Origin of the sequence: Neobacillus mesonae (assembly GCF_023715155.1) — a bacterium.
GTDB lineage: Bacteria > Bacillota > Bacilli > Bacillales > Cytobacillaceae > Neobacillus > Neobacillus mesonae_A.
The window spans coordinates 43,799-69,823 of the sequence record NZ_JAMBNQ010000025.1; the positions used below are offsets into that span (position 1 = coordinate 43,799).

General features: G+C 37.8%; 29 protein-coding genes and 1 pseudogene. 13 read left to right on the forward strand and 17 right to left on the reverse strand.

Annotated elements, in window-relative coordinates:
• Positions 1–187 precede the first annotated feature (187 nt).
• Positions 188–553: a hypothetical protein gene (locus tag M3183_RS18120; RefSeq protein ID WP_251471924.1), complete on the forward strand. Its 366-nt coding sequence runs from the start codon at positions 188–190 to the stop codon at positions 551–553.
• Positions 554–584: 31 nt separating this feature from the next.
• Here M3183_RS18120 and M3183_RS18125 read toward each other — a convergent pair whose 3' ends face one another.
• The 4 genes from M3183_RS18125 to M3183_RS18140 form a co-directional block, all read right to left on the reverse strand.
• Entirely contained in the window at positions 585–779 is a 195-nt protein-coding gene (locus M3183_RS18125) for a ComZ family protein (RefSeq protein ID WP_251471926.1), read from the reverse strand.
• 15 nt (positions 780–794) lie between these two features.
• Complete coding sequence (locus M3183_RS18130; RefSeq protein WP_251471935.1) at positions 795–1,742, reverse strand: BMP family ABC transporter substrate-binding protein; 948 nt, start codon at positions 1,740–1,742, stop codon at positions 795–797.
• Between the two features lie 197 nt (positions 1,743–1,939).
• Positions 1,940–2,764, reverse strand: a complete 825-nt coding sequence (locus M3183_RS18135) for a hypothetical protein (RefSeq protein WP_251471936.1) — start codon at positions 2,762–2,764, stop codon at positions 1,940–1,942.
• Positions 2,765–2,840: 76 nt separating this feature from the next.
• Entirely contained in the window at positions 2,841–3,563 is a 723-nt protein-coding gene (locus M3183_RS18140) for an alpha/beta fold hydrolase (protein WP_251471937.1), read from the reverse strand.
• 170 nt (positions 3,564–3,733) lie between these two features.
• Between M3183_RS18140 and M3183_RS18145 the strand changes: the two genes are divergently transcribed.
• Positions 3,734–3,916, forward strand: coding sequence for a YjzD family protein (locus M3183_RS18145; protein ID WP_251471938.1), 183 nt, complete (start codon positions 3,734–3,736; stop codon positions 3,914–3,916).
• Positions 3,917–4,230: 314 nt separating this feature from the next.
• Here M3183_RS18145 and clpB read toward each other — a convergent pair whose 3' ends face one another.
• Positions 4,231–6,828, reverse strand: coding sequence for an ATP-dependent chaperone ClpB (clpB, locus tag M3183_RS18150; RefSeq protein WP_251471939.1), 2,598 nt, complete (start codon positions 6,826–6,828; stop codon positions 4,231–4,233).
• A gap of 362 nt (positions 6,829–7,190) precedes the next feature.
• The gene (locus tag M3183_RS18155) at positions 7,191–7,370 is read right to left on the reverse strand and encodes a YjzC family protein (RefSeq protein ID WP_251471941.1); all 180 of its coding nucleotides are present in this window, start codon (positions 7,368–7,370) and stop codon (positions 7,191–7,193) included.
• Between the two features lie 255 nt (positions 7,371–7,625).
• On the opposite strand from M3183_RS18155, the gene M3183_RS18160 reads away from it, so the two are divergent.
• Positions 7,626–8,309 carry a Crp/Fnr family transcriptional regulator gene (locus M3183_RS18160; RefSeq protein ID WP_251471971.1) on the forward strand — a complete coding sequence of 228 codons (684 nt, stop codon included), beginning with the start codon at positions 7,626–7,628 and terminating at the stop codon, positions 8,307–8,309.
• A 173-nt stretch (positions 8,310–8,482) separates the two neighbouring features.
• Here M3183_RS18160 and mobB read toward each other — a convergent pair whose 3' ends face one another.
• Together mobB and M3183_RS18170 are read right to left on the reverse strand one after the other, a co-directional pair.
• Complete coding sequence (gene mobB / locus M3183_RS18165; protein ID WP_251471942.1) at positions 8,483–9,010, reverse strand: molybdopterin-guanine dinucleotide biosynthesis protein B; 528 nt, start codon at positions 9,008–9,010, stop codon at positions 8,483–8,485.
• A complete protein-coding gene (locus tag M3183_RS18170) occupies positions 8,998–10,263 on the reverse strand; it encodes a molybdopterin molybdotransferase MoeA (RefSeq protein ID WP_251471943.1) in 1,266 nt (421 codons plus the stop codon). Before M3183_RS18170 ends, mobB begins: the two co-directional genes overlap by 13 nt.
• A 227-nt stretch (positions 10,264–10,490) precedes the next feature.
• Between M3183_RS18170 and ric the strand changes: the two genes are divergently transcribed.
• Positions 10,491–11,186 (forward strand): iron-sulfur cluster repair di-iron protein, encoded by a 696-nt coding sequence (ric, locus tag M3183_RS18175; protein ID WP_251471944.1) that lies wholly within the window; start codon positions 10,491–10,493, stop codon positions 11,184–11,186.
• 882 nt (positions 11,187–12,068) lie between these two features.
• Here the strand turns inward: ric and moaA are convergent.
• Positions 12,069–13,085 (reverse strand): GTP 3',8-cyclase MoaA, encoded by a 1,017-nt coding sequence (gene moaA / locus M3183_RS18180; protein ID WP_251471945.1) that lies wholly within the window; start codon positions 13,083–13,085, stop codon positions 12,069–12,071.
• A gap of 248 nt (positions 13,086–13,333) precedes the next feature.
• Between moaA and M3183_RS18185 the strand changes: the two genes are divergently transcribed.
• Positions 13,334–14,032 carry a Crp/Fnr family transcriptional regulator gene (locus M3183_RS18185; RefSeq protein ID WP_251471946.1) on the forward strand — a complete coding sequence of 233 codons (699 nt, stop codon included), beginning with the start codon at positions 13,334–13,336 and terminating at the stop codon, positions 14,030–14,032.
• Positions 14,033–14,138: 106 nt separating this feature from the next.
• On the opposite strand, the gene M3183_RS18190 is transcribed toward M3183_RS18185, so the two are convergent.
• The 3 genes from M3183_RS18190 to M3183_RS18200 form a co-directional block, all read right to left on the reverse strand.
• Entirely contained in the window at positions 14,139–15,266 is a 1,128-nt protein-coding gene (locus tag M3183_RS18190; RefSeq protein WP_251471947.1) for a TIGR04053 family radical SAM/SPASM domain-containing protein, read from the reverse strand.
• 156 nt (positions 15,267–15,422) lie between these two features.
• Positions 15,423–15,761, reverse strand: coding sequence for a DsrE family protein (locus M3183_RS18195; RefSeq protein WP_251471949.1), 339 nt, complete (start codon positions 15,759–15,761; stop codon positions 15,423–15,425).
• Between the two features lie 14 nt (positions 15,762–15,775).
• Complete coding sequence (locus tag M3183_RS18200; protein ID WP_251471950.1) at positions 15,776–16,084, reverse strand: metal-sulfur cluster assembly factor; 309 nt, start codon at positions 16,082–16,084, stop codon at positions 15,776–15,778.
• A gap of 251 nt (positions 16,085–16,335) precedes the next feature.
• Between M3183_RS18200 and M3183_RS18205 the strand changes: the two genes are divergently transcribed.
• The 3 genes from M3183_RS18205 to M3183_RS18215 all read left to right on the forward strand — a co-directional run bounded on the left by M3183_RS18205 (position 16,336) and on the right by M3183_RS18215 (position 17,604).
• Positions 16,336–17,148, forward strand: a complete 813-nt coding sequence (locus M3183_RS18205) for a Cof-type HAD-IIB family hydrolase (RefSeq protein WP_251471951.1) — start codon at positions 16,336–16,338, stop codon at positions 17,146–17,148.
• 115 nt (positions 17,149–17,263) lie between these two features.
• Positions 17,264–17,416, forward strand: a complete 153-nt coding sequence (locus tag M3183_RS18210; protein WP_251471952.1) for a hypothetical protein — start codon at positions 17,264–17,266, stop codon at positions 17,414–17,416.
• Positions 17,417–17,418: 2 nt separating this feature from the next.
• Positions 17,419–17,604 (forward strand): DUF3813 domain-containing protein, encoded by a 186-nt coding sequence (locus M3183_RS18215; protein ID WP_251471953.1) that lies wholly within the window; start codon positions 17,419–17,421, stop codon positions 17,602–17,604.
• 40 nt (positions 17,605–17,644) lie between these two features.
• Here the strand turns inward: M3183_RS18215 and M3183_RS18220 are convergent, their stop codons facing one another.
• Together M3183_RS18220 and M3183_RS18225 are read right to left on the reverse strand one after the other, a co-directional pair.
• On the reverse strand, positions 17,645–18,037 hold the full coding sequence (locus tag M3183_RS18220) for a hypothetical protein (RefSeq protein WP_251471954.1): 393 nt from the start codon (positions 18,035–18,037) through the stop codon (positions 17,645–17,647).
• An 18-nt stretch (positions 18,038–18,055) separates the two neighbouring features.
• Entirely contained in the window at positions 18,056–18,922 is an 867-nt protein-coding gene (locus M3183_RS18225) for a YitT family protein (protein WP_285880308.1), read from the reverse strand.
• An 80-nt stretch (positions 18,923–19,002) separates the two neighbouring features.
• Here M3183_RS18225 and M3183_RS18230 point away from each other — a divergent pair, with 80 nt between their 5' ends.
• A complete protein-coding gene (locus tag M3183_RS18230; protein WP_251471955.1) occupies positions 19,003–19,863 on the forward strand; it encodes a DegV family protein in 861 nt (286 codons plus the stop codon).
• A 135-nt stretch (positions 19,864–19,998) separates the two neighbouring features.
• On the opposite strand, the gene M3183_RS18235 is transcribed toward M3183_RS18230, so the two are convergent.
• Both M3183_RS18235 and M3183_RS18240 read right to left on the reverse strand, forming a co-directional pair.
• Positions 19,999–20,130, reverse strand: coding sequence for a DUF3941 domain-containing protein (locus M3183_RS18235; protein ID WP_251471957.1), 132 nt, complete (start codon positions 20,128–20,130; stop codon positions 19,999–20,001).
• Positions 20,131–20,205: 75 nt separating this feature from the next.
• Positions 20,206–21,072: a CvfB family protein gene (locus tag M3183_RS18240; protein WP_251471958.1), complete on the reverse strand. Its 867-nt coding sequence runs from the start codon at positions 21,070–21,072 to the stop codon at positions 20,206–20,208.
• Positions 21,073–21,202: 130 nt separating this feature from the next.
• On the opposite strand from M3183_RS18240, the gene M3183_RS18245 reads away from it, so the two are divergent.
• Both M3183_RS18245 and M3183_RS18250 read left to right on the forward strand, forming a co-directional pair.
• Positions 21,203–21,694, forward strand: coding sequence for a YajQ family cyclic di-GMP-binding protein (locus M3183_RS18245; RefSeq protein ID WP_251471959.1), 492 nt, complete (start codon positions 21,203–21,205; stop codon positions 21,692–21,694).
• 94 nt (positions 21,695–21,788) lie between these two features.
• Positions 21,789–22,661 carry an SDR family oxidoreductase gene (locus M3183_RS18250; RefSeq protein ID WP_251471961.1) on the forward strand — a complete coding sequence of 291 codons (873 nt, stop codon included), beginning with the start codon at positions 21,789–21,791 and terminating at the stop codon, positions 22,659–22,661.
• 37 nt (positions 22,662–22,698) lie between these two features.
• Here M3183_RS18250 and M3183_RS18255 read toward each other — a convergent pair whose 3' ends face one another.
• The gene (locus tag M3183_RS18255) at positions 22,699–24,228 is read right to left on the reverse strand and encodes an alpha-amylase family glycosyl hydrolase (RefSeq protein WP_251471963.1); all 1,530 of its coding nucleotides are present in this window, start codon (positions 24,226–24,228) and stop codon (positions 22,699–22,701) included.
• Between the two features lie 577 nt (positions 24,229–24,805).
• On the opposite strand from M3183_RS18255, the gene M3183_RS18260 reads away from it, so the two are divergent.
• Positions 24,806–25,369, forward strand: a complete 564-nt coding sequence (locus M3183_RS18260; protein WP_251471966.1) for a DUF2777 domain-containing protein — start codon at positions 24,806–24,808, stop codon at positions 25,367–25,369.
• A 282-nt stretch (positions 25,370–25,651) separates the two neighbouring features.
• A pseudogene (locus M3183_RS18265) lies at positions 25,652–25,901 on the forward strand (transposase); the annotation flags it as partial.
• Positions 25,902–26,025 lie beyond the last annotated feature (124 nt).

The following is a 26,025-nucleotide window of genomic DNA, read 5'->3' on the forward strand; positions in this document are numbered from 1 at the left end:
TTCAATTTTAAAAAAACATCTATTCCCCTAGACTATTATATCAATTATTATGACTTGGTACTAATTTTACAAAAGAATTATTGATTCCGCAACTTTTTCTTGCCCTCCCTCTCCGCTAATGTACATTCCGTTTTATTTCTTTATCATATTTTAAATAATAAGAGACTATACGAAAGGAGCAGAAGAAATGGATTATCTGGAATTGAACGAACTTGATGAAATCACCCCCGCTCAATATGCCAATGCAGAAGAAACAGAGAGCAAAAACATAGAATCCCGGGGGCAGCGGGAATCATTTCAACCGGAGCAATATACCCCAAAGGAAATCGAAGACCCCTTTACCGCTCTTATGTTTGGTAATAGAAGAGCGGAAGAACATAAAAGACAACTTCCCGCAGACCAGCCATTATATCACCCATATGGTTTTTACTCTAATATTGATTTAGACGCCATGTTCGGTCATATTGATACATTAATTGAATCCTTCCGGGGATTAAAGCCCTTATTTCAAAAGGTTTACCCTGTTATTGAACAATATATAAAAAAGAAATAAGCTGCCACATTCCATTGGCAGCACATTTTTTTTAATTTTCCACTTCGGTACGGGCATCTTCTAGACCAAGCTCATAAGCCTCTTGCATAACTTTCATAAATAAACCCATAAACGGTTCTATTAACTCCATCGATAATTCAACACCAGACTTGTCCAGCTGTTCTTTTGCTTCTGGTAAGTGTTTCATCGCAATTTGCATAAATTGTAAAGATTTATCTTGACTCATCTATGTATCTCCTTTTTATTTCGGTAATTTTCCTGTAACCTTATATGTTTCAATATTACGATCCATCTTTTGAATAAATTGTGCATCAACGAGAGGACTATATTTTCCAAGAGAGATTACATCATCTTGAAAATCAAAAAAAAGATTGCCTGATTTAAGATTGTCTTCATTGAATTGTTCAGCTACTTTTTCATAAAGTTTGTCAACCTGCTGAATGGTGCTTGTTAAAACAGTATTTTCTCCTAAATCAGACTGTTCTGAAACATATCCTATGACATACAATCCACGTTCTTTGACCCTTTCGATGACTGGAACATTATATCCGTCACCAGCCGGGTAAATGACATCAACCCCTTTATCCATCATCTTGTCAGCTAATTGAACGGCTTTTTGATTGTCATCCCAATTCCCAACATAGTCAATGCTGACTTTTATATCTTTCTTTTCTGCCATAGCACCTTGGTAAAAGCCCTCTATTTCCGGCTGCCACTCATAAGCCGCCAGTACCCCTACATGATTTAACTTGGACATATGTGCCGCAGCCATGCCTCCAAAATACCCCATTGCATAGGCCTTGAAACTAAGGCTGGTTGTGTTCGAATTTTTGGCGTCCCCATTAAAACAAACAAATTGAATCTCTGGATAGTTTTTGGAAATATTATTAAAATATTCACAGTACTCTGAGCCATGGCCAAATATTAAATTTATCCCTTTTTGGGAATATTCCTTTACAGCCCGGTCAACAGCAGGTTGAGAATTTATTCCTTCCTTATAAAAAACATCCACACCAAAATTTGCTTGAATTTTTAACATTCCTTTAAATCCTTTTGTTCCCCATACTTGGTCATTGATTGTTTCCGGGACTAACAAACCAACATTCTTGAGCTTTCCTTTAGCTTTCGGTCCACTGCACCCTCCAAGCAATAAAAGGCATAAAAGAATTATTCCGAAACGACTTAGCATCTAAATGCATCTCCTTCGTACGGCTGCCTTTTCTGTAACTTAATTTCCTATTCTTATCCTTACTTATCAGTTCTTATCCTTACTTATCAGAAGAAACATTTTTTATATTAATTCTAACCTCTGTTTCCTGAAATGAAAAGATTATTTTCAAAGGGCAGGTTTTTAGCTATAGAGAATAAAGATAGTATACTAAATAATTATCTTTTAGTGATACAATGCAATTTCACATATTCCTTTTGAATTGAAAAAGCCTTGGCTATCGGGGTAATATTTTTCACATGAACCCTTGTAACAGGGCTGTTAATTTGAATTGATTCCCGGTTCATCCCTTTTAATAGTCCTTCATCCAAATAGGCTGCACATTGCTGCCAATACCCTTTCCTGCCGCTTTCCAATAAATAGCGGCCAGGTTTCCCCTCATCTATGATCTCTACAATTGTTTCTGCTGCATCTTCAGCAAAGAGAGCGTCTTCTGTCCATTCTCTATCTGACAATGACACTTCTCCTTTTTGAATAGATGAAACAATAGCCTGCTGAAACATAAATACCTGTGGCTGCCATGGTCCAAATATCGCTGGGAGATAAATAAATTGTATTGTATCTTCTCCTCCCCGCGTTTTTTCTAAAAATCGGTCAATGGATGGTATTGATTCAGCCAAAGCTTGAATTGGTGCAATAATAATAATATTGGCTTCATCTTTATACTGGTCCAAATATTGAAGGACTGGATTCAAAACCCTTTCATCATGTAAGATTGATTCCTCTCCAAGCATAAAAAGATCATATATTGAAAGGATCATTTTCTCCTTATTTGATTCCTTTTGTTTACTATCTTTCCATTCAGAAAAAGAATTCTCTGTAAAATTTGCATTTCTCCCTATTTCTAATCTTTTCTCATCAAGGAATTGCTCTGTCTTTGTATCGATATGAATACCATTTACTTCAATCCCCTTATTCAAAAGGGTTTGACATACTTGAAAGCTGACAAAGTTGTATATTCCTAAAATAGCAGCCTTGTCCATACAATTACCTCCTCAAACTAACCTTAATGTATCGTATGCGTTACATTAAGGAATTATTTCTTTGAGGAGGCTGGTGTTAGAGTTCTGATTCATTAGCATTGAAAAATTTAATGCAGATTTTTCCTATCTGTAGTTTTTTTTCTGGGAGGATAAAGGTTGGATTAATGTCTTTAGAGTTGAATATCTTTTTGTATTGTTTTGATTGGTTATATGCCCTGCCTCCCGATAAGACGTGAATAATCTTAACAGGCACTGCAGCATCAAGATCGATTTGATCCTCCATACTGAAAATTTCCTGTTCAAGTACAGATTGTTCTGTTTCATATGCTGTTGTTAATTCCCTCATTAACTTTTTATAAAAAAATTTATGTTCCTTTTCATGCTCTATATGATGCTTTAATGATAAAATCGGATTTAACAAAATCAGCGACCGAATCGATCCAGCCATTTTTTCTAAAAGTTTAACTGCAACAAGAGCACCCATTCCTTCCGCAATAACATGAATTTTAGTATTCAAAATTTCACTTCGGATTACTTTCTCATAAACCCGATGTGCAAGCTCTACTGCTTTTTCACTCCCCCAATTCCGTCCATAAAGATTAGAGGAAAAAATGGTGTACCCTTTATCTCTTAAATCATTTACTATTGCTTGTTTTCCTTCATTCTGCGTCCAAAAGCATTTATCTTCATCCACAAAATGTCTTTCGTCACCAATGATCAAAACCCCAAATCCATTAGGTCTTGCCGGGTAATAAATAATGTTCCATTGGGTATCCATCATAAACTTGCGACTTTCCATCGGTAAATCTCCTTTTACATATTTCCTCAAGCTATTGTATGCTAGTTCACAAAAGATGAAAGGGAGATTGCCTATTAACGTGGTGTTTCATCAATATTAAAAACATTATTTATTATTTTGATTGGTTATGGTAATATATAAGCTGATAATATTAGGCAGGTGAAAAAATAGTGCGATTTTTTTGGACCTTTTTCTGGTCGTTTCTTTTAGTGGAAATGCTTGCATATGTAGTAAGTTCGATGTCAGGTGCAGCATTTGATTTTGCATCAGCTGCTGTTATTTCTCTAGTTGTATCTATTTTACTTTTGATTGCAGCATCTACGATTCCGAATCAGCCTGTGGAAAAACATTAAGGTAAAAAAGGTCCTCCTTGAAGCATCTTTCTGGAGGACCTTTTTTATTTGTTTATCCCGCATGAACGGGCAGTAAGACCGCCGCTTCAAGGCTTAATGCAAACAGAAAGTATAATTGTATATGGGATTCAACTGCCGCATGCGCCAAATTGGTGAGATAAAGCGAGACTTGAGGCCGTGCTTTTTGGCGGCTTAGTTGCACCAATCGGGTTCGTACTATCTCTTTATCCAGGCATCAGCCTTGATATTAGAGATAGTAGAACGGGACTAACAATCAGCGGGGATAAAACACCCCCGCTGATTGAAGTTTCACTTTATCTGCTGATTTTTAAAGTTAATTCGCCATTATCGGTTGTAATTTCTACTGTTGACCCATCAAATACCTTTCCTGCAATGATTTCACGGGCCAGTTTTGTTTCAATATTCCTCTGAATATACCGTTTCAACGGTCTTGCACCATAATTTGGATCGAATCCATTTACAGCTATAAATTCCTTTGCATCTTCTGCAATGGAAATCTGAATTTGCTGTTCTTTTAACCGCTTTTCCAGTTCTTTTAACATCTTAACAACAATCTTTTTAATCTCTGCTAAGGACAATGGTTTAAAGAGAATGGTTTCATCTATCCGATTTAAAAATTCAGGTCTGAAATGTGCCCTTAATTGGCTCATAACCTTCTCTCTTGCTGCCGAAGAGATATCAACTTCATTTTCAGTACGTTCTAGTAAAAATTGCGACCCTATATTGGATGTCATAATAATGACAGTATTTTTAAAATCGACAACCCTGCCCTGTGAATCAGTAATTCGTCCATCATCGAGAGCTTGGAGCAGGATATTGAACACTTCTGGATGTGCTTTTTCAATTTCGTCCATTAAAATGACAGAATAAGGTCTTCTCCTTACTGCCTCCGTTAATTGTCCGCCTTCCTCATACCCTACATATCCAGGAGGTGCCCCAATTAAACGTGATACAGCATGTTTTTCCATATATTCGGACATGTCAATTCTTACAATATGTTCTTCACTGTCAAATAAAGATTCTGCTAAAGCTTTGGCTAATTCCGTTTTCCCTACTCCTGTCGGTCCTAAAAATAAGAATGATCCGATTGGACGATTTGGATCTTTGATTCCAGCACGAGCCCGCAGTACAGCATCCGCGGTCAAATTAACAGCTTCTTCCTGCCCAATAACACGTTCATGAAGGATAGATTCCAATCTGAGCAGTTTTTCCCTTTCCCCTTCTACTAACTTTGCGAGAGGAATACCTGTCCATCTTGATACGATATTGGAAATCTCTTCACTCGTTACCTCTTCCCTAAGGAACTTATCATCTTTTTCTGCATCTTCTTCAAGCTCTTTTAATTCCTTCTCTGCCATTGGGATCAGACCATGACGAAGCTCAGCTGCCCGGTTTAAATCATACTTATCTTCAGCTTGTTCAAGTTCCCTGCGAAGCTTTTCAATTAGCTCTCGTTTTTCTTGTAATTTAGTAATATTTTGTTTTTCCTCCAGCCATTTTCCCTTCATTGAATTGGCCTGATCTTTTAAATTGGCTAATTCTTTTTGCAACGATTCAAGCCTTTGTTTGCTGACTTCATCTTGTTCTTTTTTCAATGCTGCTTCTTCAATTTCTAATTGCATGACCCGTCGCGTTACCTCATCAAGTTCTACCGGCATGGAATCTATTTCTGTTCGGATCATGGCACATGCTTCATCAACAAGATCAATAGCTTTGTCTGGCAAAAATCGTTCCGTTATATAGCGATCGGATAAAGTTGCGGCTGCAACGATTGCCTGGTCATGGATTTTCACACCATGATGCACCTCAAAACGTTCTTTTAATCCCCTCAAAATAGAAATTGTATCTTCCACAGTAGGCTCCTGAACTAAAACCTGCTGGAATCTGCGCTCTAAAGCAGGATCCTTTTCAATATATTTCCGGTGTTCGTCTAAAGTGGTTGCCCCAATACAATGCAGTTCCCCCCGGGCCAGCATCGGTTTCAGCATATTTCCTGCATCCATTGCCCCATCTGTCCTGCCGGCTCCGACTATGGTGTGGATTTCATCAATAAAGAGCAAAATCCGCCCTTCACTTTTTTTTATTTCATTGAGTACTGCTTTTAATCTTTCCTCAAATTCCCCTCTAAATTTTGCGCCGGCTATTAATGAACTCATGTCTAACGCAAAAATAGTTTTATCCTTTAATCCTTCCGGGACATCTTTTCGAACAATCCGTCCTGCAAGGCCCTCGACAATTGCTGTTTTTCCAACACCAGGTTCCCCGATTAGGATTGGATTATTTTTAGTTTTTCGAGATAATATGCGAATGACATTACGAATTTCAACATCTCTTCCAATTACTGGATCAATCTTTCCGGCTCTTACTTCCGCCACAAGATCCCTTCCATATTTTTTTAGTGCATCATACCCATCCTCCGGATTTTGTGAAGTCACTCGTTGGTTCCCCCTTATTTCTTTAATCGTTTTTAATATATCATCAGCTGAAAAACCAAATGATTGGATCATACTTTTCATCTCTGAATCATTTGAAAAAACCGCTGCTAAAAGAATATGTTCAACAGAAATATACTCATCAGAAAATTTACCAGCAAATTCTTCGGCACTTATAAAAAGCTTTTGCAATTTATTTGTTATATAAAGTGTTCCCTGCCGTGCTCCGCTTCCGCTAACTTCCGGCTTTTTGGAAAGGGAATCCAGTAAACGTTCTTTAACCTGCCTAGATGGCAGGCCTGTCCTTTCTAAAATAGAAGTAATCAAACTATCATCTTGATCCATTAGGGACAAAAATAAATGGGCCTCATCAATCTCCTGATGGTTTTTTTTAATTGCAAGCGATTGAGCGTTCATAATACCTGTTTGTAATCGCTCCGTCATTCGGTTTAAATCCATATGACTCACTCCCTTTGACCTTTCTTGACCTTTATCTTTATTATAGAAAATCATCCGCCAATTGTAAATTAGAAAAGCGTAAGTGCCTTTGGAACAAGCACAGCCTTTTCCTGCGATGATTTTACTTATCAGCTTCCCTTTGTGGTCTGCCCGGATGAGACCATGTTCTTTTGCATGGAAATCGCTTTTTGAAATTAAGAGCCGAAGGTGATTTAAAGATGATAACTGTCTGTACGTTCTTACGAAGCTAATGCAGTTGAAGCCTTTCTTGCGGTACTGGACAAATTAAAAAGTTGAACACATATAAATGCTGGTAATTAGATAAAGCCATCCATTTTAGGATGACTTTATCTTTTGGCACATCATGGTTTCCTTTGATAGGTCCATATACGCTCATCATTTGAGTTTTCTGGAAAAGGATCTCCAGCCTTAAGCTTTACTTTCTTTGGATTGACAACGTTGTCTCCAGTATCTCCAACTTCAATATACACACCATTATTAGGCGCTTTATTTCCTGGCTTAAATTGACGATTTTGTCCCATACTATCCCTCCTTACTTTTTACACTAGTAGTATTTCCTTTTCATACAAGTCCATTAAAGGAATTTCTTTCTTTTTTTGTTTAACATTTTTATTACCCTGTCGTCTTTTTGACGATTGTATGAACTTATTTCAGGATTATTGATAATGATTATTTATTAACAATATAATTACAGTAATATCTTGAAAAAATCCAAATCTATTCTTATGGCTTTTTCAATTAGATACGTACCTTATAAAGGTGGTTGGATGCAAATGATGAAAGAAATTCCGGTCAAATTGTCACGTCTATTTGAGACGGTTCATCATGTAAAAAAGATTGAAAAAGGAACCTTTTTATTCCGTGAAGGGGCTGTGGCAGACGAATTATATATTATTCAAAACGGTATCCTTCAACTTAGCAAAATCATCCCAGATGGCCGGGAGCTTACTTTAAGAATGTGTAACAGCGGTGATTTTGTTGGTGAATTAAATTTATTTTCCCCCTCCTCAAAGTATTTATTAAGTGCACGGGTTTCAGAGAGCGGGGAAGTAGCGGTTATTTTTAAGCGTGATCTTGAGGATCAATTATCACAAAATCTTCCCCTTGCCTTGGAATTTATTAGCTGGATGAACCTGCAATACAGAAAAACACAAACAAAGTTTCGCGACCTTGTTCTGCATGGAAAAAAAGGGGCATTATACTCTACTTTGATTCGTTTTAGCAATAGTTATGGGACGGAAGCAGATACAGGTATCATCATTAATGTTCCCTTAACGAACCAGGAATTAGCCAATTTCTGCGGTACCTCGCGTGAAGTAGTTAACCGGCTTCTTAGTGAATTAAGGAAAAACGGCGTCATTTCCATCTCAAAAGGTATGATCACGATACATGATTTGAATTTTTTAAAACAGGAAATTGATTGTGAAGATTGCCCTGTTGAAATATGTAAAGTTGATTAAATAAAAAAGAAATGCCAGCCATTACTTTTGTGACCAAACACGTATAAATGGCTGCATTTCTTTTTTATTTTATCTTATCCCTCATTTATTTGAACAAAAGCATAATCCCCGCTTTGGGTTAGAGGAATTCTATTCTAATACATACTGCAGCTTAGTTTACAATGAAAGGACTATTAAAGTTTTTCAGTGCACATCCGCGAGATATAGCTGCTTGTACTTTCATTATAAATGCAAAAGCAGGGAACATTCAGTTCGGATAGAATGTTTTCTTTCATTTCTTCCTGCCAATAGACAACCGCTTTCACATTTTCTAACGTTCTCAACAATTCAATATCAGCTGTTTCCTTAATCATGACAATCTTGGGATATGGCATGAATTTATATCCTTCAATCAAAATAATATCGGGTTGAAAAAATTGTAATAGTCTTACTTGTTCTTCTAAACTATAATGACCACCTTCTGCTTGAAGGATTAATCGTCCATCTCCTTCTACAATCGCAGCAGCTGCCCCGGAATTTATATATTTTGCTGAATCCTTAGTATTGGAAATATCAGGTTTCCCTCCATGACCATGATGTTTAATGACCGTAATTTTTTTCCCGGTTTCCGTAAGTTCTTGAATCAGCTTATTGATCAATGTCGTTTTCCCGCTATTTTGAAACCCCGTTACTTGGAATACGAACGGTTTTACCAAGGCCATTCACTGCCAGTCTGGTCTTCAAGCAATAAAACATCCACCTCAGAACCAGCTGTAAACCCTCTCGTTCCCCCTGAAAGGACGGTTAATGAATTGGCACCAGAAAGACTTGTAATAATATTGGACTTGTCCAAACCGCTCGGAGTTACTTTAAGTCCCCCTTTTTCAAAATAAAGGGATGTTCGAACAAATCGTGTAAACGGATTTGCCTTTGGAAAGTCAGATTCAAGTACAGCCTTTTCTTTACGTAAATGCGGGTTAGGACAAAAGAGCATGGTTCGAATAATCGGTCTTGCAAATAACTCGAAGCCTACATAACTGGCTGATGGGTTTCCAGAAAGGCCAAACAACAGTTTTCCATTATGATGGGCAACTGTCGTCACACTTCCAGGGCGCATAGCAATTTTATTAAAAAGTACCTCAGCTTCTAATTTTTCATAAATGGCTGGAAGAAAATCAAAGTCTCCAACTGACACTCCCCCGGTTGTTATCAGAATGTCGACTTGACCCAATGCATTTTGAATAGCTGAAAAACACGTATCAAATTCATCAGGAAGGTTTCCTAAAAATTCCACTGAACCTCCTGCTCTTTCGATTTGGCCTGCAATCATATGGGAATTACTATTACGAATCTTCCCTGGGACGATGGGTTCATCTACTTTTAATAATTCAGTTCCTGTTGCATATAAGCCAACAACAGGTTTTTTTGCGACAGGAACATGTTTATATCCAAATGCAGCCAAAATTGCCATTACTCCAGGATTAATCCTAGTTCCTTTTTTTACGAGTACTTCCCCTTCCTTCGTGTCTTCACCGCGAAAAGAGACATTTTCACCCTTTTTGAAACGGCGCTTAATGGACATAAATGGTGTTCCATTCTTTTCATATGTATGGGTAACTTCAAACATGACAACTGCATCTGCACCCTTTGGCATCATAGCACCTGTCATGATTCTTACGGCTTGATTCGGGCCCACTGTTTTCTCAGAAACGAATCCTGCACCAATATGGTCTATCACCTCAAATTCAACAGGATGTTCCATTGATGCCTCGCTTGAATCTAGCGATCTAATGGCAAATCCGTCATAAGGTGCTCGATCAAAATGCGGAACATCATTAGTGGCAATTATATCCTCAGACAAATAGCGGCCAAAGCTTTCTTCAATTAATACATGTTCGACTGTACCTTGTAATTGACAATCCATAATTTTTTTTACTGCATCAGCTACAGGAATTGGCTGTCTTCTTTCAAACATTTTATCGGCTCCCATCTAAAAACAGTTAACGATACTTGTATCTTTGCTTCTTTCATTATAAGCCTACAAAAAACTATATGTTATATCAAATATCAACCTTTGAAGTTTTATAAAAAATAAAAAATCATATCAGATGTGTGATACAGGTCACCTAATTTCTTTTCCGAATGGATTATCCTTAGTGTAAAGAAAGCACTAGCATTATAGTATAAAAGGAGGATTTATCAATGACTTTCCCAATTACAGCTGACTCTTTAGTTAAAGATATTGTCAATGAATTACCCAAAACAAGTGATGTATTTAAAAAGAACCGGATTGATTTCTGCTGTGGAGGCAATATTCCTTTATCAAAGGCTGTTTCCGAGCATAGACTTAATATAGATGATCTGTTAAATGAATTAAAAGAGGTATTTAATAAATACGAAAATGCCGAAAAAGATATTGAAGTTTGGACAGATTCTGATTCTAACACAATCATCGACCATGTGATTCAAAATTATCACCGGGTATCAGAGGAAGAATTAAAGAATCTCAGCCCTTATGTCACAAAAGTCAGCCGTGTACATGGTGACAATCATCCGGAATTATTGCAGGTCAATGAACTATTCCGGGAATTTAAACAAGAATTACTTGAACATATGGAAAAAGAAGAAGCAATCGTGTTTCCGTTAATTAAAGGGCTTGAAGATGGCACAGTTGAAAATCGCGAGGAAGCAATTAACTTAATTACAGAACTAGAAAAAGAACATGACCATTGCGGTGAAATTCTAAGGCAAATCCGCTCCATTACATCGGACTATGCCTTGCCATTTGATGCGTGTGGAACTTACCGGTTAGTATATGCCCGTCTGGAAGCATTGGAAGGTCTCACTTTCATGCACGTCCATCTAGAAAATAATATACTATTTCCAAGATATATTTAAAAAAGTGAGGGTGTCCCAAAAATCAAAATTTTAGGGGCAACCCTCCTTTTATTTTTACTGTTCTGAATCTAGTCTGTTGATTTTCCGTTCCAGGCGCTTCGCTTTCCACGGGCGTGCCGGCGAGCCTCCTTGTCGCATACGCTCCTGTAGGGTCTCCCCTGCCCCGTACTCCCGCAGGACACTGAATTGACATCTTTGAATCCTCCCACACGAAGGAAATGCGTTATCTGCACGCATTCCCCCCAATCAACAGAGAGGAAATAGTAATGTTTGTGCAAAAAAGTAGGGAAATTATTCCATTTTGTATAATGAAGTTACCACACACCATAACACCTGAAAGGAAAATTTTCTTATGTATATGAATTATACCACTACCGGACAATCGCGTAACGGGGTCTTATTTGTGTTGCACACAATTTGAAAAAATGGGCAACATCCAATGAAAAACAACAAAAAACGGAGAAATAAACAGGGAGAAATTCTCTCCTCTTCACTAATTTTATCCAATAATATCCAATGAATTATTTTAAAGAAAAGGGCTGAACTCGAAAAGTCGTTTTGAACGACCTTTTGGGTCAGGCTCATTTTTTATGATATAATTTATAATTTTTGACTTTGAAAATTGTCAATATTAGCTTCACACGAAGAATAGGCATAGTTTTTTCAAGTAGCATCCAGCAAGTACCATCCTCAAACCTGTAAAAAGCAATTGCCTTAAGCAGCTAAAAGGACAAATAACCTTCGTCTCTAAAAGTCAAAAAGCGGATTTCAGGGAAGAATGTTATTTGCACTTTTTGAGCATACCATTAGGGAAAGCTGGAAAGAATAGCAACCCCTTCGGAACAAGCTGTGCTTGTTCCGAACGTGCTTCCGCTTTTCAAATTAACCGCCAATATATGACATTTCAATTTTTTTACGATTCTTGCTTGTCTCTTCGGTCCGTTCATCTGAATATCGATCATGGCGGCCATTCCAAATGGCTGTTATCCGATCAGCCAACTGCTCATCCGATGCACCATTTCGCATAAAATTCCTAAGATCATGACCATTTCCATTAAATAAACAAGTAAAAATTTGTCCATTAGCCGAAAGTCTTGCACGCGTACAGCTCGAACAAAATGATTCCGACACAGACGTAATGAATCCTACATTCACTTCCTTATCTTTGTACCGGTATAATTTTGCTACCTCCCCATAATAGGCCGGATCCACTGGTTCAAGTTCAAAATGTTCTTTTAACATTTCGTAGATTTGTTTTTTCGTTACAACATCATCCATTTTCCAGCCATTGGTTGAACCAACATCCATATATTCAATGTAACGCAGCTCTAAGCCGTTATCTTTACAATATTCAGCCATTGGAATAATTTCTGTATCATTCAACCCTTTTTTTACAACCATATTAATTTTGACGCCAAAACCTGCTTGTTTTGCTGCCTCAATCCCGTTTAGGACAGGGCCAGTGCTCACACCGCGGCCGTTAATCTTGCCAAACAGCTCATCATCCAAGCTATCAAGGCTGATATTGACCCGTTTTAACCCAGCATCTTTCAAACTTTGTGCAAATTTGGGCAGAAGCACCCCGTTTGTTGTTAATGCAAGGTCACTCAACCCATCTATGTTTGAAAGCTTTTCAACAAGTAAAGGTAAATCCCTTCTTAACAAAGGTTCACCGCCCGTTAAGCGGATTTTTTCCACCCCTAATTTGACAAATATTTTTGCCACTCTCTCTATTTCTTCGTAAGTTAATAAGGCGCTTCGGGGTAAAAATTCAAAATCAGATCCGAATTTATCTGCAGGCATACAATATTGGCAGCGAAAATTACAGCGATCAATTACTGAAATCCGCAAGTCCCTTAATGGTCTATTTAATTTATCTTTAATAATGTGTTTTTCCATTAATTATCAACTCCGATAAATATAGAAGCATGTTTTAACCTATTGTATCAAATGTTTAAGAAAAAAGACTGTAACTTTAACATTATTTTCACGTTATAAATAGTATTCCAAATAATTCCACCTTTATTTACCAAATAAGTTTTCACTATATTGTCATTGTTTACGTAATCCATTGAACAATGATTACGATAAAATATAATTAACGAACAAATGCCTTCAAGAACGATATCTATTAGAGGTGACGAAAATTGACAACTGCTATTAAACCAACACAATCAATTGAAATAAAAGAATTATTAAAATTTGCAGACCGGACGTTTAAAAGCGAACGAGGAAGATTTCTCTTTCAAGAAGGAATGCCCGCTGAAGAACTATATGTGATTATTTCTGGGAAAGTTCAAATCAGCAAAATTACAGCCGATGGACGTGAACTGTCCTTAAGAATTTGCGGAGAAAATGATATTTGCGGAGAGCTCACCCTTTTTTCAGACAGCCCCAAATTTTTATTAAGTGCTAAGGTTCTAGAAGAAGGTGAAGTGGCTGCCATTAAAAAAAATGTACTTGAAAGTCAAATCTTTCAAAACAGTAAGCTCGCCTTTGAATTTATGAAATGGATGAGCGATCATTTCCGAAAAACTCAGACGAAATTCCGTGACCTCGTTCTCAACGGAAAACGAGGTGCGCTTTTTTCTACACTTATCCGTATGACCAACAGCTATGGTGTGCAAAAAAGTGATGGAATCCTAATCGACCTGCCTTTAACCAATCAAGAGCTGGCCAATTTCTGCGGCACTTCCCGTGAAAGTACAAACCGAATCTTGAGTGATTTAAAACGGGAAAATATCATTTCCGTCAAAAAGGGCAAAATCTCCGTATTGGATTTACAGTATTTAAAAAATGAGATTGGCTGTGAAAACTGTCCTGCTGTATATTGCAGTATTGAATAAACTTAAAGCTAAAGTCATTTACTGTTTTTGCCTGCTTCCCCGCGTATTGGAAGGCGGGGTGCCTATTATTGGCACTCCGCCCTTTTATTATTTAACCAATAGCTTTTTATGACTGTTCCTGTTTCTCACGCATAGCCTTTGGAATGTAAACACAGAAAGGTTCGCTTTCAAGGTAATCTCCTGTCATTGCATATGCTCTAGATCGCGAGCCGCCGCAAACATAGCGAAATTCACAAACACCACATTTCCCCTTAAACCCATCAGGATTTCTTAACGATTTAAAAATGGGTGATTCCCGATAAATTTCAGCAAGCGGTGTTTCACGAACATTTCCCGCCTTAACTGGCAGCAGACCGCTAGGATATACATCTCCAATATGAGAAATAAATACGAAGCCATTGCCATCATTAACCCCTTTTGGAGCCCTGCCAAGCCCATCAATTGAACCAGTTAAACCCTTTTCCGTTAAAGCTGACAAGTAGTTGATCTCATCTTTCTTTTCTTTTGATTCCCGCATTTTTTGCTGGATAACAACGCGTCGGTAATGCATTGCCTCTGTCGTTTTTATATCAAATGAAACACGTTTGCTTAAGTCGTAAAGCCATCTTAAAACCTTCTCATGCTCCACAGGTGATATCATATCCTTCACCTGTCCTCTCCCTGTCGGAACAAGGAAAAAGACACTCCAAAGAACACAATCTAATTCCTCGACCAACTTAGCCATTTCATCAAGATGCTCATAATTGTATCGCGAAACAACTGTATTAATCTGAATTGGCATTTCCAGTTCGTGTAAGAATTTAATTTTTTCCATGGTTAAGTCAAACGAACCTGATGTCCCGCGGAAATGGTCATGAATTTCTGCTGTCGGTCCATCCAGACTGAATGCCCAGCGGGAAAGTCCAACTTCCTTCGCCTTTCGCATCGCTTCCATTGTAACGTTCGGTGTTGCACTTGGAGTCATTGAAACCCTGACACCTTTCTCTACTGCGTATTTGGCTATATCGAATACATCCGGCCGCATGAGCGGATCGCCTCCAGTAAAGACAAGCATCGGATTATTCATTTCATATATTTGATCGATTAGATTCTTTCCCTCTTCAAACGTTAACTCCCTAGGGTCTCTTGTATATTGTGCATCTGCACGGCAATGCAGACACTTAAGTTGACATGCACGGGTAAGCTCCCAAATTACAATAAAAGGATCTTTATTAAAATCTCGGCTAAAATCCACTTCAAAACGCCTCCTAATACAGCTATCAGAACCTTAATAGCCTTGATACCTGTATTATAAAGGTGTCTATGTTATAAAAAAGTGAATTTCCTCACAATACACATCTTGATATATGTCCAATTTGTGAAACTAAAAAAACAGCAGAATCTGCTGTTTTTAAGAAATCGTTAAAACTTCGTATTTTGCTGCAAGATCGATAAAGTCTCCCATGCCGCTTATCTTTCCTACAGTTAATTTTTCGCTGACACCATAATGGTCTGCACATGTTTTACATGCTAAGATAGGAACACCTTTATCCTCCAGCTCTTTTAAATGAACGGAAACCAAAGACTCATCTGTCATGGTTAAAACTCCGCTATTCATACAAAAGACAGCTGCAGGGAGTTCTTCCCGCTGTTTTAATAGGGTAAAGAATGTTTCAAGAACATTTTCACCCAGTACTTCATCACCTCGTCCAAGTTGCTTGGAACTGACTAAAATAACTTTATTTTTCATTTGATTAAGACTCCTTAACGAATACCTAAAGCAATTTTCGCATAGCGTGACATCATATCTTTATTCCATGGCGGGTTCCAGACAATATTAACATCTACATCTTTTATTTCAGGAATATCAGCAAGTGACCGTTTGACTTGGTCCACAATTGTCCCGGCAAGCGGGCACCCCATTGCAGTTAACGTCATAGTAACGTCTAATTTCCCTTCATCATCCATCTCAAGGTTATACACTAAACCTAAATTTACAATATCTATCCCAAGCTCGGGGTCAATGACAAGTTCTAATGCCCCCATTATATTCTCTTTTAATTCTTCATTCATATTTGACTCACTCCTTTTTAATGTCATCACCATTATATCAAAAGAGATATATTCTTCCTATTCAAGCATAGTATATCGATTTTTCCATATCAAGGGTGTGAATTTTTTTACAGTTTAGCTGTAAACTTGTTAACATAGTTAATATAGTACTAAAAATTTTTCTGCACTTTACAATCGTAGTGTATCATGTTTTTATAATTAATCCTAAATAGCTGCTTTTAAAATTTTTAGATAAAGCGAGGGAGCTTCCTATGCCACAAAAACACTTAATTGCATTAGACCTTGATGGGACATTATTGAAGGATGATAAGACAATTTCCACTAAAACAAAAAATGTACTGCAAAAAGCTAGAGAACAAGGTCATGTTGTAATGATTGCAACAGGAAGACCATACCGCTCAAGTGAAATGTATTATAAAGAACTTGATTTGGATACACCCATTGTGAATTTTAATGGTGCTTTTATGCATCATCCGAAGCTGTCAAGCTTTGGGTTTTATCATGAACCGCTTGATTTGAAAGTCGCAAAAGATATTGTGGATGCATGCCGCAGCTTTCAATTTCACAATATTATTGCTGAAGTAATGGATGATGTGTATTTCCATTATCATGACGAAAAATTATTAGACATTTTTAGTTTTGGGAATCCGAACGTAACGACCGGAGACTTAAAGAATTACCTTCATGACTCGCCTACAAGCATGCTGATTCATACAGAAGAAGAACAGCTCCAGAAAATCCGTAATCATTTGGCTGAAGTTCATGCTGAAGTAATAGAACAGCGGAGCTGGGCTGCACCATGGCATGTAATTGAAATTATTAAGTCTGGACTTAACAAAGCTGTTGGATTAAAAAAAGCTGCCGATTATTATGGAATCCCGGCAGAAAGGGTTGTTGCCTTTGGTGATGAGGATAATGACTTAGAAATGATTGAATATGCAGGACACGGTATTGCTATGGGCAATGCGATTAATCTCCTTAAAAATATCGCCAATGACGTGACATTAACAAACGAAGAAGATGGGGTTGCTGCCTATATTGAGGATTTACTGAATCTTAAATAATGGACAATTTCACCAATTGTTCATCCAAATGAATCCCTATTTCTTGGAGCATACTATTTTATGAGGCAGTGATGCTGCTTCAATAAGAGCTTTTTAGCATATTGGAGGGATTCGAATGGGTAGATCGAACAAATCACGACGCTTCATCCAGCAGGGAAAGGATTCCGTTAATAAGCATGCTGAAAGAATTCCTTATAAAATGACCTATGCGGAAGCGGAGGCTCGGAAAATGTCCAATGTAGAAGACTCCTCAATTGGAGGATTTTAACCATGGGTAACCAATTATTCCAAGAAGCCAGAAGATTTGTGGAGATGGCAAAAGACGCCGGCCCAGAGTCTCGTGAAAGTGCAGTTGCAAAAGCTAAGAACGCATTAAGTTCCGCATTTGCTAACTCCACTTTTGCAGAGCAAAGACAGCTCCAAGAAATGCAACAAGAGCTTGATCAAATCACATAAGAAAAGCGGGTGCAGCTTATGGGCCGCACCCGCTTTTCTTTTATTCTAATCTCTCCAGAACAAAAGGAAATATATTCTTCTTCCCCTCGTTCCCTTTTTGATAAAGATATATAAGGAGGGAAGCATTATGCGGCAGCTTTCCCCTTGGAAGCGTAACTTCAAATTGAAATGGAATCCATTTTTCTTGGCTTTTTCTAATTTGAACTTGTTTCTCTTTTACATATTCTTTATGCCCGTCTTCAACCGTGTAATACCATTTTTCTTTCGTACGTTTTACTTCACCTTTGACTAAATAATGCCCCTGAGTGCCCGAAACCATAATATGGCGGAGGTTTCCACTTTTCTCCAACGCTTGATTCATTTTTTCCCTCGCATCGACATGCACATTCACCAAAGAAAATAGAAGTACAGATAAACATATAACTATACGCATCCCAGACCTCCTTTTAGATTAATCCCTTCGGAAGAATCCATATACATCAGTAGTTTGAACAATATTTGTAAAGGCATTAGGGTCCACATCCTTAATGACTCGCTCTAAATCAAACAACTCGTAGCGGGTAATGACAATCATCAGCATTTCCCTTGTTTCATTTGAAAAAGCACCCTTAGCGGGAATCATCGTAATACCTCGTACAAGTTTTGCGTGAATCGCCTTTTTCATTTCATCTGCTTTTTTCGTAATGATAAAAGCAGTCAGTTTAGAATATCGAGTATGAATGGTATCAATTACTCTGGTAGAAGTATAAAGGAAAACAAGAGTATAAAGGGCCTTTTCCCAACCATAAAGGTATCCTGCTGTGAGAATGATAATGCTGTTTAAGGCAAACATATAAGACCCGATTGGTTTATCTTTCATTCTGGATAAAACCATTGCAATAATATCCAGTCCGCCAGTAGAAGCACCCCATTTCAAGGTAATGCCCACCCCAACCGCAATGATGACGCCGCCAAATACGGCATTTAATAAAATATCATGCGACATCTGTTTAACAGGTATTAATTCTAAAAAAAGGGAAGAAAGAGCGACACTGATAGAACTGTAAATCGTAAATGATTTCCCTACCTTTTTCCAAGCAAGAATGGCTACAGGAATATTCAAGATAAACAGCAAATAACCAATGGATAAATGGAAAGGTGTATAATCTGTTAACACTTTAGAGAGTAATTGGGCCACTCCAGTAAACCCGCTCGAATAAACATTGGCAGGAATTAAAAATAAGTTCATTCCCAGTGCCGTTAAAAAGGCGCCAATTATGACAATAATCATTTTTTTAAATTCTAGCAACAAAATGCATTCCCCCTTAACATTTCTCATAGTCATTAGATAATTGTAATTTTAATTTGAAACAGATAAACTAAAGCTTGAAAATGATTAGTTGAAAGCAGGTGAGCTTCATGCAGGTTAAAATACTAGCTGACAGCGCATGCGATTTACCTTTAGGTTTTTATGAAGAAAACAATGTCATATTAATTCCTTTAAAAGTTTACATTGATGGTAATGAATATGAAGATGTAAAGAGTATTGATTCTAAAGCTGTTTATAATGCTATTCGCAGCGGAATTGTTCCAAAAACTTCACAGGCCTCCCCGCTTTTGTTTGAAGAAATCTTTACGAAAATGGCTGAAAATAATGAGGAAGGAGTTTATATTGCTTTCTCCTCAGAATTATCTGGAACATATTCTACCGCTGTTATGATTCTTAACCAAGTGAAGGAAAAATATCCAAATTTTAATTTAACGATTATTGACACTAAATGTGCTTCACTTGGGCAGGGGATCATTGTAATGGAGGCAGCAAGACTTGCAGCCAACAATGCTTCTCATGAAGAAATTGTAGAAATGGTACAATTCAGAAGTGAACATATGGAACATCTTTTTACAGTAGAAGATTTGGATTATTTGGCTAAGGGCGGCAGACTCTCCAAGGCATCGGCTTTTCTTGGCGGACTTTTAAATATTAAGCCTGTTTTAAATGTAGAGAACGGCAGACTTGTTCCAATTGAGAAAATCCGCGGGAAGAAAAAAGTGTTCCGCCGATTGATTGAGTTGATGCAGGAACGCGGCGCCAACCTCGACCAGCAGGTGGTTGGTATCAGCCATGCTGACTGTGAAAATACCGCTTTAGAAGTAAAAGCAATGATTGAAGAGGAGTTTCATCCAAAGGAAGTCTATATTTCCGCCATCGGGTCAGCTATTGGAGCCCATACTGGTGCGGGAACAATTGCTATTTTCTTTTTAAACCGGCTATCAAAATAAAGGAGTGAGGTGTCTGCCTCACTCCTTTATTTTTCAGCTCCAGCGCTTAGCCCTTCTAGTTCAAAAGGTTAAGAATAACCTTTGAACGGCTTAATATAATGTTTGTCAGGGCTGACCCGGCACTTTTTGCTTTTCCTATTTATGATCGGTCTTTTTAGAGTACTGATTTTTTCCAGCTTGACGATTTCTTTCACGCATCATATTTTTTTCATGACGTAATGCATTATTATCCTGTGCTTTTTTGTCGTTATCTGAAGTATGCGGCATACTCACTACCCCTTTCAAATGCGTTTTCAAAAGTTAGTGTCTGCCAATTTGATAGAGGTTATGTAATGAAGTTGTTTATGATTCCTTCTTTTCGTAAGTCCAGCCGTTTTCCTGGTATACCCGTCCTTCTTTCATCAGCTTCCCTAGTGCCCGTTTAAAGGCTGCTTTACTTAATCCAAAGCGCTCCTGAATATCTTCAGGCATACTTTTATCCGTATACGGCATTGCCCCGTTTCTGCTCATTAAATATTCATAAATATGTTCAGCATCAAGATCAAGTGCTTCCTGTTTTCGTGCGAGCAGCGATACATTAATTGTTCCATCTTCCTTAATATCGATAACTCGTCCCTCCACTTTTTCACCGAGCCGAGGCTCCTGTTTGCGCTGGGATTCATGAATAAATCCTTTTAAACCTTCAAGAGTATACATCCAGCTGCCAACTTTTGCAGTACGGTAAATATACCCTTGGACATTTTTGTTAAAGCTTTCTCTAGTTGCTTTCATTGAGATGGATTTGATTACCTGGTCATTGGCAAGCTTGGCATATAAGAGATAATTACGGTTCACTCGTAACGTTATGAAAAGCATATCCCCCTCTTTTGGCCAGACAGATTTATGGGCAGGGAGATCCTCCTTCCCCAACAAAATATCCTTCTTGAGCCCAATATTCATAAATACACCAATTTCAGGCTTTACATCTGATACCTTCACCCAAGCATACCGTCCAACTGCAATTTCCGGAATAACGGTTGATGCTGCCGGACGCCCTTCAGAATCGACAAATAAAAAAACTTCAACCTCTTCTCCTTCCTCAAACTCACGATCAGTTTCATTTATATGTAATAAAACATCCTCATTCCCATCCGTTAAAAAGTAGCCAAAGGGTGTTTTACGAGCGACTGTTAAAATAGTGGTTTGTCCAACTAGTTCTTTTAATGCCATTTTTTATTCACCTTTCATATTGAAGCTTTTGCTTTCAGTTGTAAAACTAGTGCTTATTTTACTATAATGTAGGCATGAAAGGAAATCTTAACAATTAATTCCTGCCAATAGATAGAATGGAGGTCCTGTCATGTCAAAAGATGGTTCATTTGATATTGTATCCAAAGTTGACTTTTCTGAAGTATCAAATGCGATTATGCAAACAATGAAAGAAATTAGTACTCGATACGATTTTAAAGGCAGTAAAAGTGAAGTTTCGCTTGATAAGGAAGAATTAGTCCTAGTCTCGGATGATGAGTACAAAATGGAGCAGCTGAAAGATGTACTGCTTGGAAAATTAATTAAAAGAGGTGTGCCGATAAAAAATCTCGATTATAGTAAAATTGAAAAAGCCTCAGGAGGTACCGTACGCCAGCGGGCCAAACTTGTTCAAGGCATTGATAAAGAAAATGCTAAAAAGATCAACACTATCATCAAAAATAGCGGTTTAAAAGTTAAGAGCCAGGTACAAGATGATCAAATTCGTGTCATCGGAAAAAGCCGTGATGACCTGCAAAAGATCATTTCATTAGTTCGTGAAGCAGATTTAAGTATTGATGTTCAATTTATTAATTATCGTTAATATGACCGGCATAAGGACCATTCCTTATGCTTTTTTTCATATTTCTCTCCTTTTTTCTAAAACTAACTAATATATAAAAATTGGAGGTTGAAGTATGAGCAGCAATCAAAATCAACAAAAAAGAATATTTCCGCCGCAGCACCAAAATCAGCAGCCCGGAATAGAAAGTGAAATGAACCCCAGGCCTAAATCTGTTGACCCCAAGTATAAGGCATCTGGAAAATTGGCAGGCAAAACAGCGATTATTACTGGAGGTGACAGCGGCATAGGGAAATCTGCAGCCATTTATTTTGCTAAGGAAGGTGCGGATATTGCCATAGCTTATTTAGAGGAACACCAAGATGCTAAAGAAACCAAGGAGCTTATTGAAGCCGAAGGACAAAGGTGCCTGCTTTTTGCCGGGGATGCAGGAAATGAGGCTTATTGTAAAGAAGTCGTCAATCAAACCATTAAGGAATTTGGAAAGCTCGATATTTTAGTGAATAATGCGGCGGAACAGCATCCGCAAAATAGTCTGCTAAATATCACTTCGGCTCAGCTGGAAAAAACATTCCGCACAAATATCTTTTCTTATTTTTATATGACAAAAATGGCTCTTCCTTATTTAAAAAAGGGAGCCTCTATCATTAATACGGCATCTATTACAGCGTACAAAGGGAATGAACAATTACTTGATTATTCTGCAGCGAAGGGTGCAGTGGTTTCCTTTACCCGCTCTTTAGCCGCCTTACTGGCGGGACAAGGAATCCGTGTAAATGGAGTAGCACCAGGACCTATTTGGACACCCTTGATTCCCTCCACCTTTTCAGCTGATCAAGTTGCTGTGTTTGGGTCAACTACTCCTATGGGACGTGCCGGAGAGCCTTGCGAACTGGCTCCAAGCTATGTTTTCTTGGCATCAGATGATTCTTCTTACGTCAGCGGCCAAATGTTCCATGTCAACGGCGGAACGATTGTTAATGGTTAAAATGGATAAAACGCAGCGGAAATTCCGCTGCGTTCGTTTACTCAATCTTGTTTCTCTTCCTTCTTTTAATGATAAAGTATAGAAAGATAAAAACTAAGATATAAACAGCTATTAATGAACCGATAAGAGTGAAATTAATTCCTGATTTGTCGGTTAAAGCATAGATTTCTGAATTATCCCGATCCATAATTAGAATATATTGTCCCTTATGATCACGTACAATATCTCCTGCAAGCAGCCCGCGAAGTTCTTTACCGCTTTCCAGCTGATCAGCAGTCAATGTTACTTTTTGAGATTCGCTTGAATTGTTAATGGCAACAACCGCTGTCTCCCCTTTAAACATACGTTTATAGACCATCATTCCATCCTTGTTATAAAGCATTTCAAACGTACCTCTAGTTAATGAAGGCAGCTCACTTCTTAATCTTCCAATATTGGTAATGTAGTCTATCAAATCTTTCTCGGTACGAAAATTCATAAGCCTTCGGTTATCAGGAGTCTCTGTACCATTTAAAGCTATTTCCGTACCGTAATAAATAATAGGAATGCCTGGTGTTGTATATAAATAGGTTAATGCTGTTTTCCAGCGAGAACCTGGAAATTGTCGTTTATCCACCATATCGTGGGTAAATCTTACAGTATTTTCGTTATCCAGAAAATTTGCCAGCCATTCTGACTTTTGTTTTTTCCCAAAATCAATAGTATCTGATGGAAGTATATGGTCCGTTGTTTCAAACACTTTGCGTAAATCTTGACTGCGTTTAAAGTCAAAAACACTGTCTACTCCGGCGGCTTGATATTTTTTCACTTCTACAGAGGTACTATTCGAGGGTATCCCTAATAAAAAGAAATTCTTTTTTTCATCCTTTACTGCTGTAGAAAAATCCCTCCAAAAACTCATTGGGACATGATTGATTTCTGGAAGACTGTATCCATCAATATTGGTTTTCTCAATCCACCACTTGGCAGCGTCAATTAAATATTTGCTTACTTCCGGATCTTCTTGATTTAAATCCGGCAAGCCGTCAACCCATCCATTCTCCACTTGCTGCTGATCATTCCAATCCTTAATTTCCTGCTTAGGATGGAACCAATTCTGTTTGTCTGCCTCATTTATCCATGGATGATTTTGTGCCACATTATTCGCAACAAAATCAACAATCACCTTCATTTTGCGCTTATGTGCTTCCTTAACCAGCTTTTGGAAAGTTTTCATTGAACCAAAGTGCTCGTCCACCTTATAAAAATCTGTAACCCAGTATCCATGGTAGCCATTCTTTGCATTATCAAAAATAGGAGTCAGCCGTATAGCTGTAAATCCCATATCATGTATGTAATCCAGCCTATCAATAATTCCTTGGAAATCACCACCATTGTAGGAAAGCAAATCTTTTGCATTTACATTTAAATCGTTTTGTGTATCGCCATTATTAAAACGGTCAATCATAATGGAATAAATTGATTCATCTTGCCACAGACGGCCTTCTTTTGTTACCTTGGCAAAGGCAGATGGAACAGATGAACATAATAAAAAAATAATTAAAACAGGTATAATGCGTTTTATCATAAACTTGCCTCCTCTTAGAAAAGCGCAAGCGCCTTGTTCAGCAATGTTCTTCTACTCTAAAATCCAGTTTTAGACTTTTTAGGGAAGAAGGTTATTTGACCACGAGCTGCTTAAAGCTGTCGCTCCTGCGCAAGATACTCGAGGAGCTTATTCGAGGATGAAAACTGGCTAGGCTGCTTACGCTGGACCATTTTCAAAGTCTAAAAAATTGATATTTTTTTACTTTGAAAAAGGAAGAGTCTCCCTCTTCCCTACCCCCATTTTAATCTATGAAAGTAGTTATTCCAAATTTTATTTTTCAAAACTTTGTTGATTTCCAATTGCCTGCCCATTTTTTATAGGCTGGTAACATGACAAAGTATCATAATGAACCGGAGGAGAATACTGTAAAATAGGGGAATTTTCAAAATCAGTTATTTTTAATAAATTGTAACCAAATATAATGAACACCCGCGATTAGACATTTACCGCCTTTCCTCCCCGTCCTGCCCTCATAAAATTCCATCTTTATCAGGTTATAAAATTCCAGGAAGATGTCTAAAAAGAAAAATGAAGCATCTGGCACGGAGGTAAACGAATGAATCGACAACAACGAATGCATCTTTATGATATTCAAAACAGGGCCTATACAGAGGGAACTGTGGAACAAATTAATGATCAATGGATATTTTTTGATGAAGAAACGGAAGAGGCTGTTATGCTGGAGGATTTTCTTCAGCAGGAAATTGAAATTTTCCGGATGAATCGTTGGAAAAAAGGAGTTCTATATGAATCAGGAAAGATCCGCTCTGGCAACGAAGTAATAATGCTCCGTGACCATGATGTGGTAAGGATAAGAAAACATTTAATATATTCACTTGAAAGACTTTTAGAGGGAATCAACGATGATGCCTTCTTCCAATTTGTTACTACTTTAAACTCATTGAATTTTTCCATTTTTGATTGTATTTATTGTTATAACCATTTATCCTTTCTTTCTGACGAAAATCGAAAAGACGGAGTCAATTTTATGGTCTTCGATAATCAAGATGAAATTTGTAATGTTCAGCACCATTTCTGCTACTTTGAAAAAGTAAATGACCGCTTTGAATTTACGATGAATACGGGTAAACGATTGGTTATCGAAAAAATGATTTCATAAAAAAAACAAAAGGCATGCATGCCTTTTGTTCAGACTGTAAACAAACGGAAGAATTTCGAGTTTGTCTACAGTCTTTTTTCTTTTAAAATAGAAATAGGTAAATAGTGTAGGTTGATTTCCACTCCGGGTGGACGCTTTTCGCGGGCGGGGCCGAGCCGCTTCCCTCGCTACGCTTAGTCCAGGGTCTCGACTTTCCCGCTTTTCCCGCAGGAGTCGCCACCCTCCGCTCCAATCAACTTCAACTTTTTAAACATTGGATAAAAACTTTCGAGGTGACGTACCATGATGACGAGAAACCAATCAAATGAACGCGGACATTTAGAATTGAATGCTGACAATTGATCAAATAGTTCCTGAAGATCATTTAGTACGCAAGCTAGAGCCAGCTATTGATTTTTCGTTCATCTATCCCTTGGTTCAACACCTATATTAAGGGATTGGTCGTCCAAGTATCGACCCCGTAATTTTGTTTAAGATGTTCTTCATACAATACATATTTGGCATACATTCCATGCGCCAAACCATAAATAAAGGCTGTTTTCGTAAACTATGTTGTTATGCCAAGAAAAGCGGTGGTTTATTCAATTTAGGAATAAGCGGACTCTGCGAAAAAGCTGGATTACAGGATAGCCCCCTTGGAAGTAAAAAATAAGCGG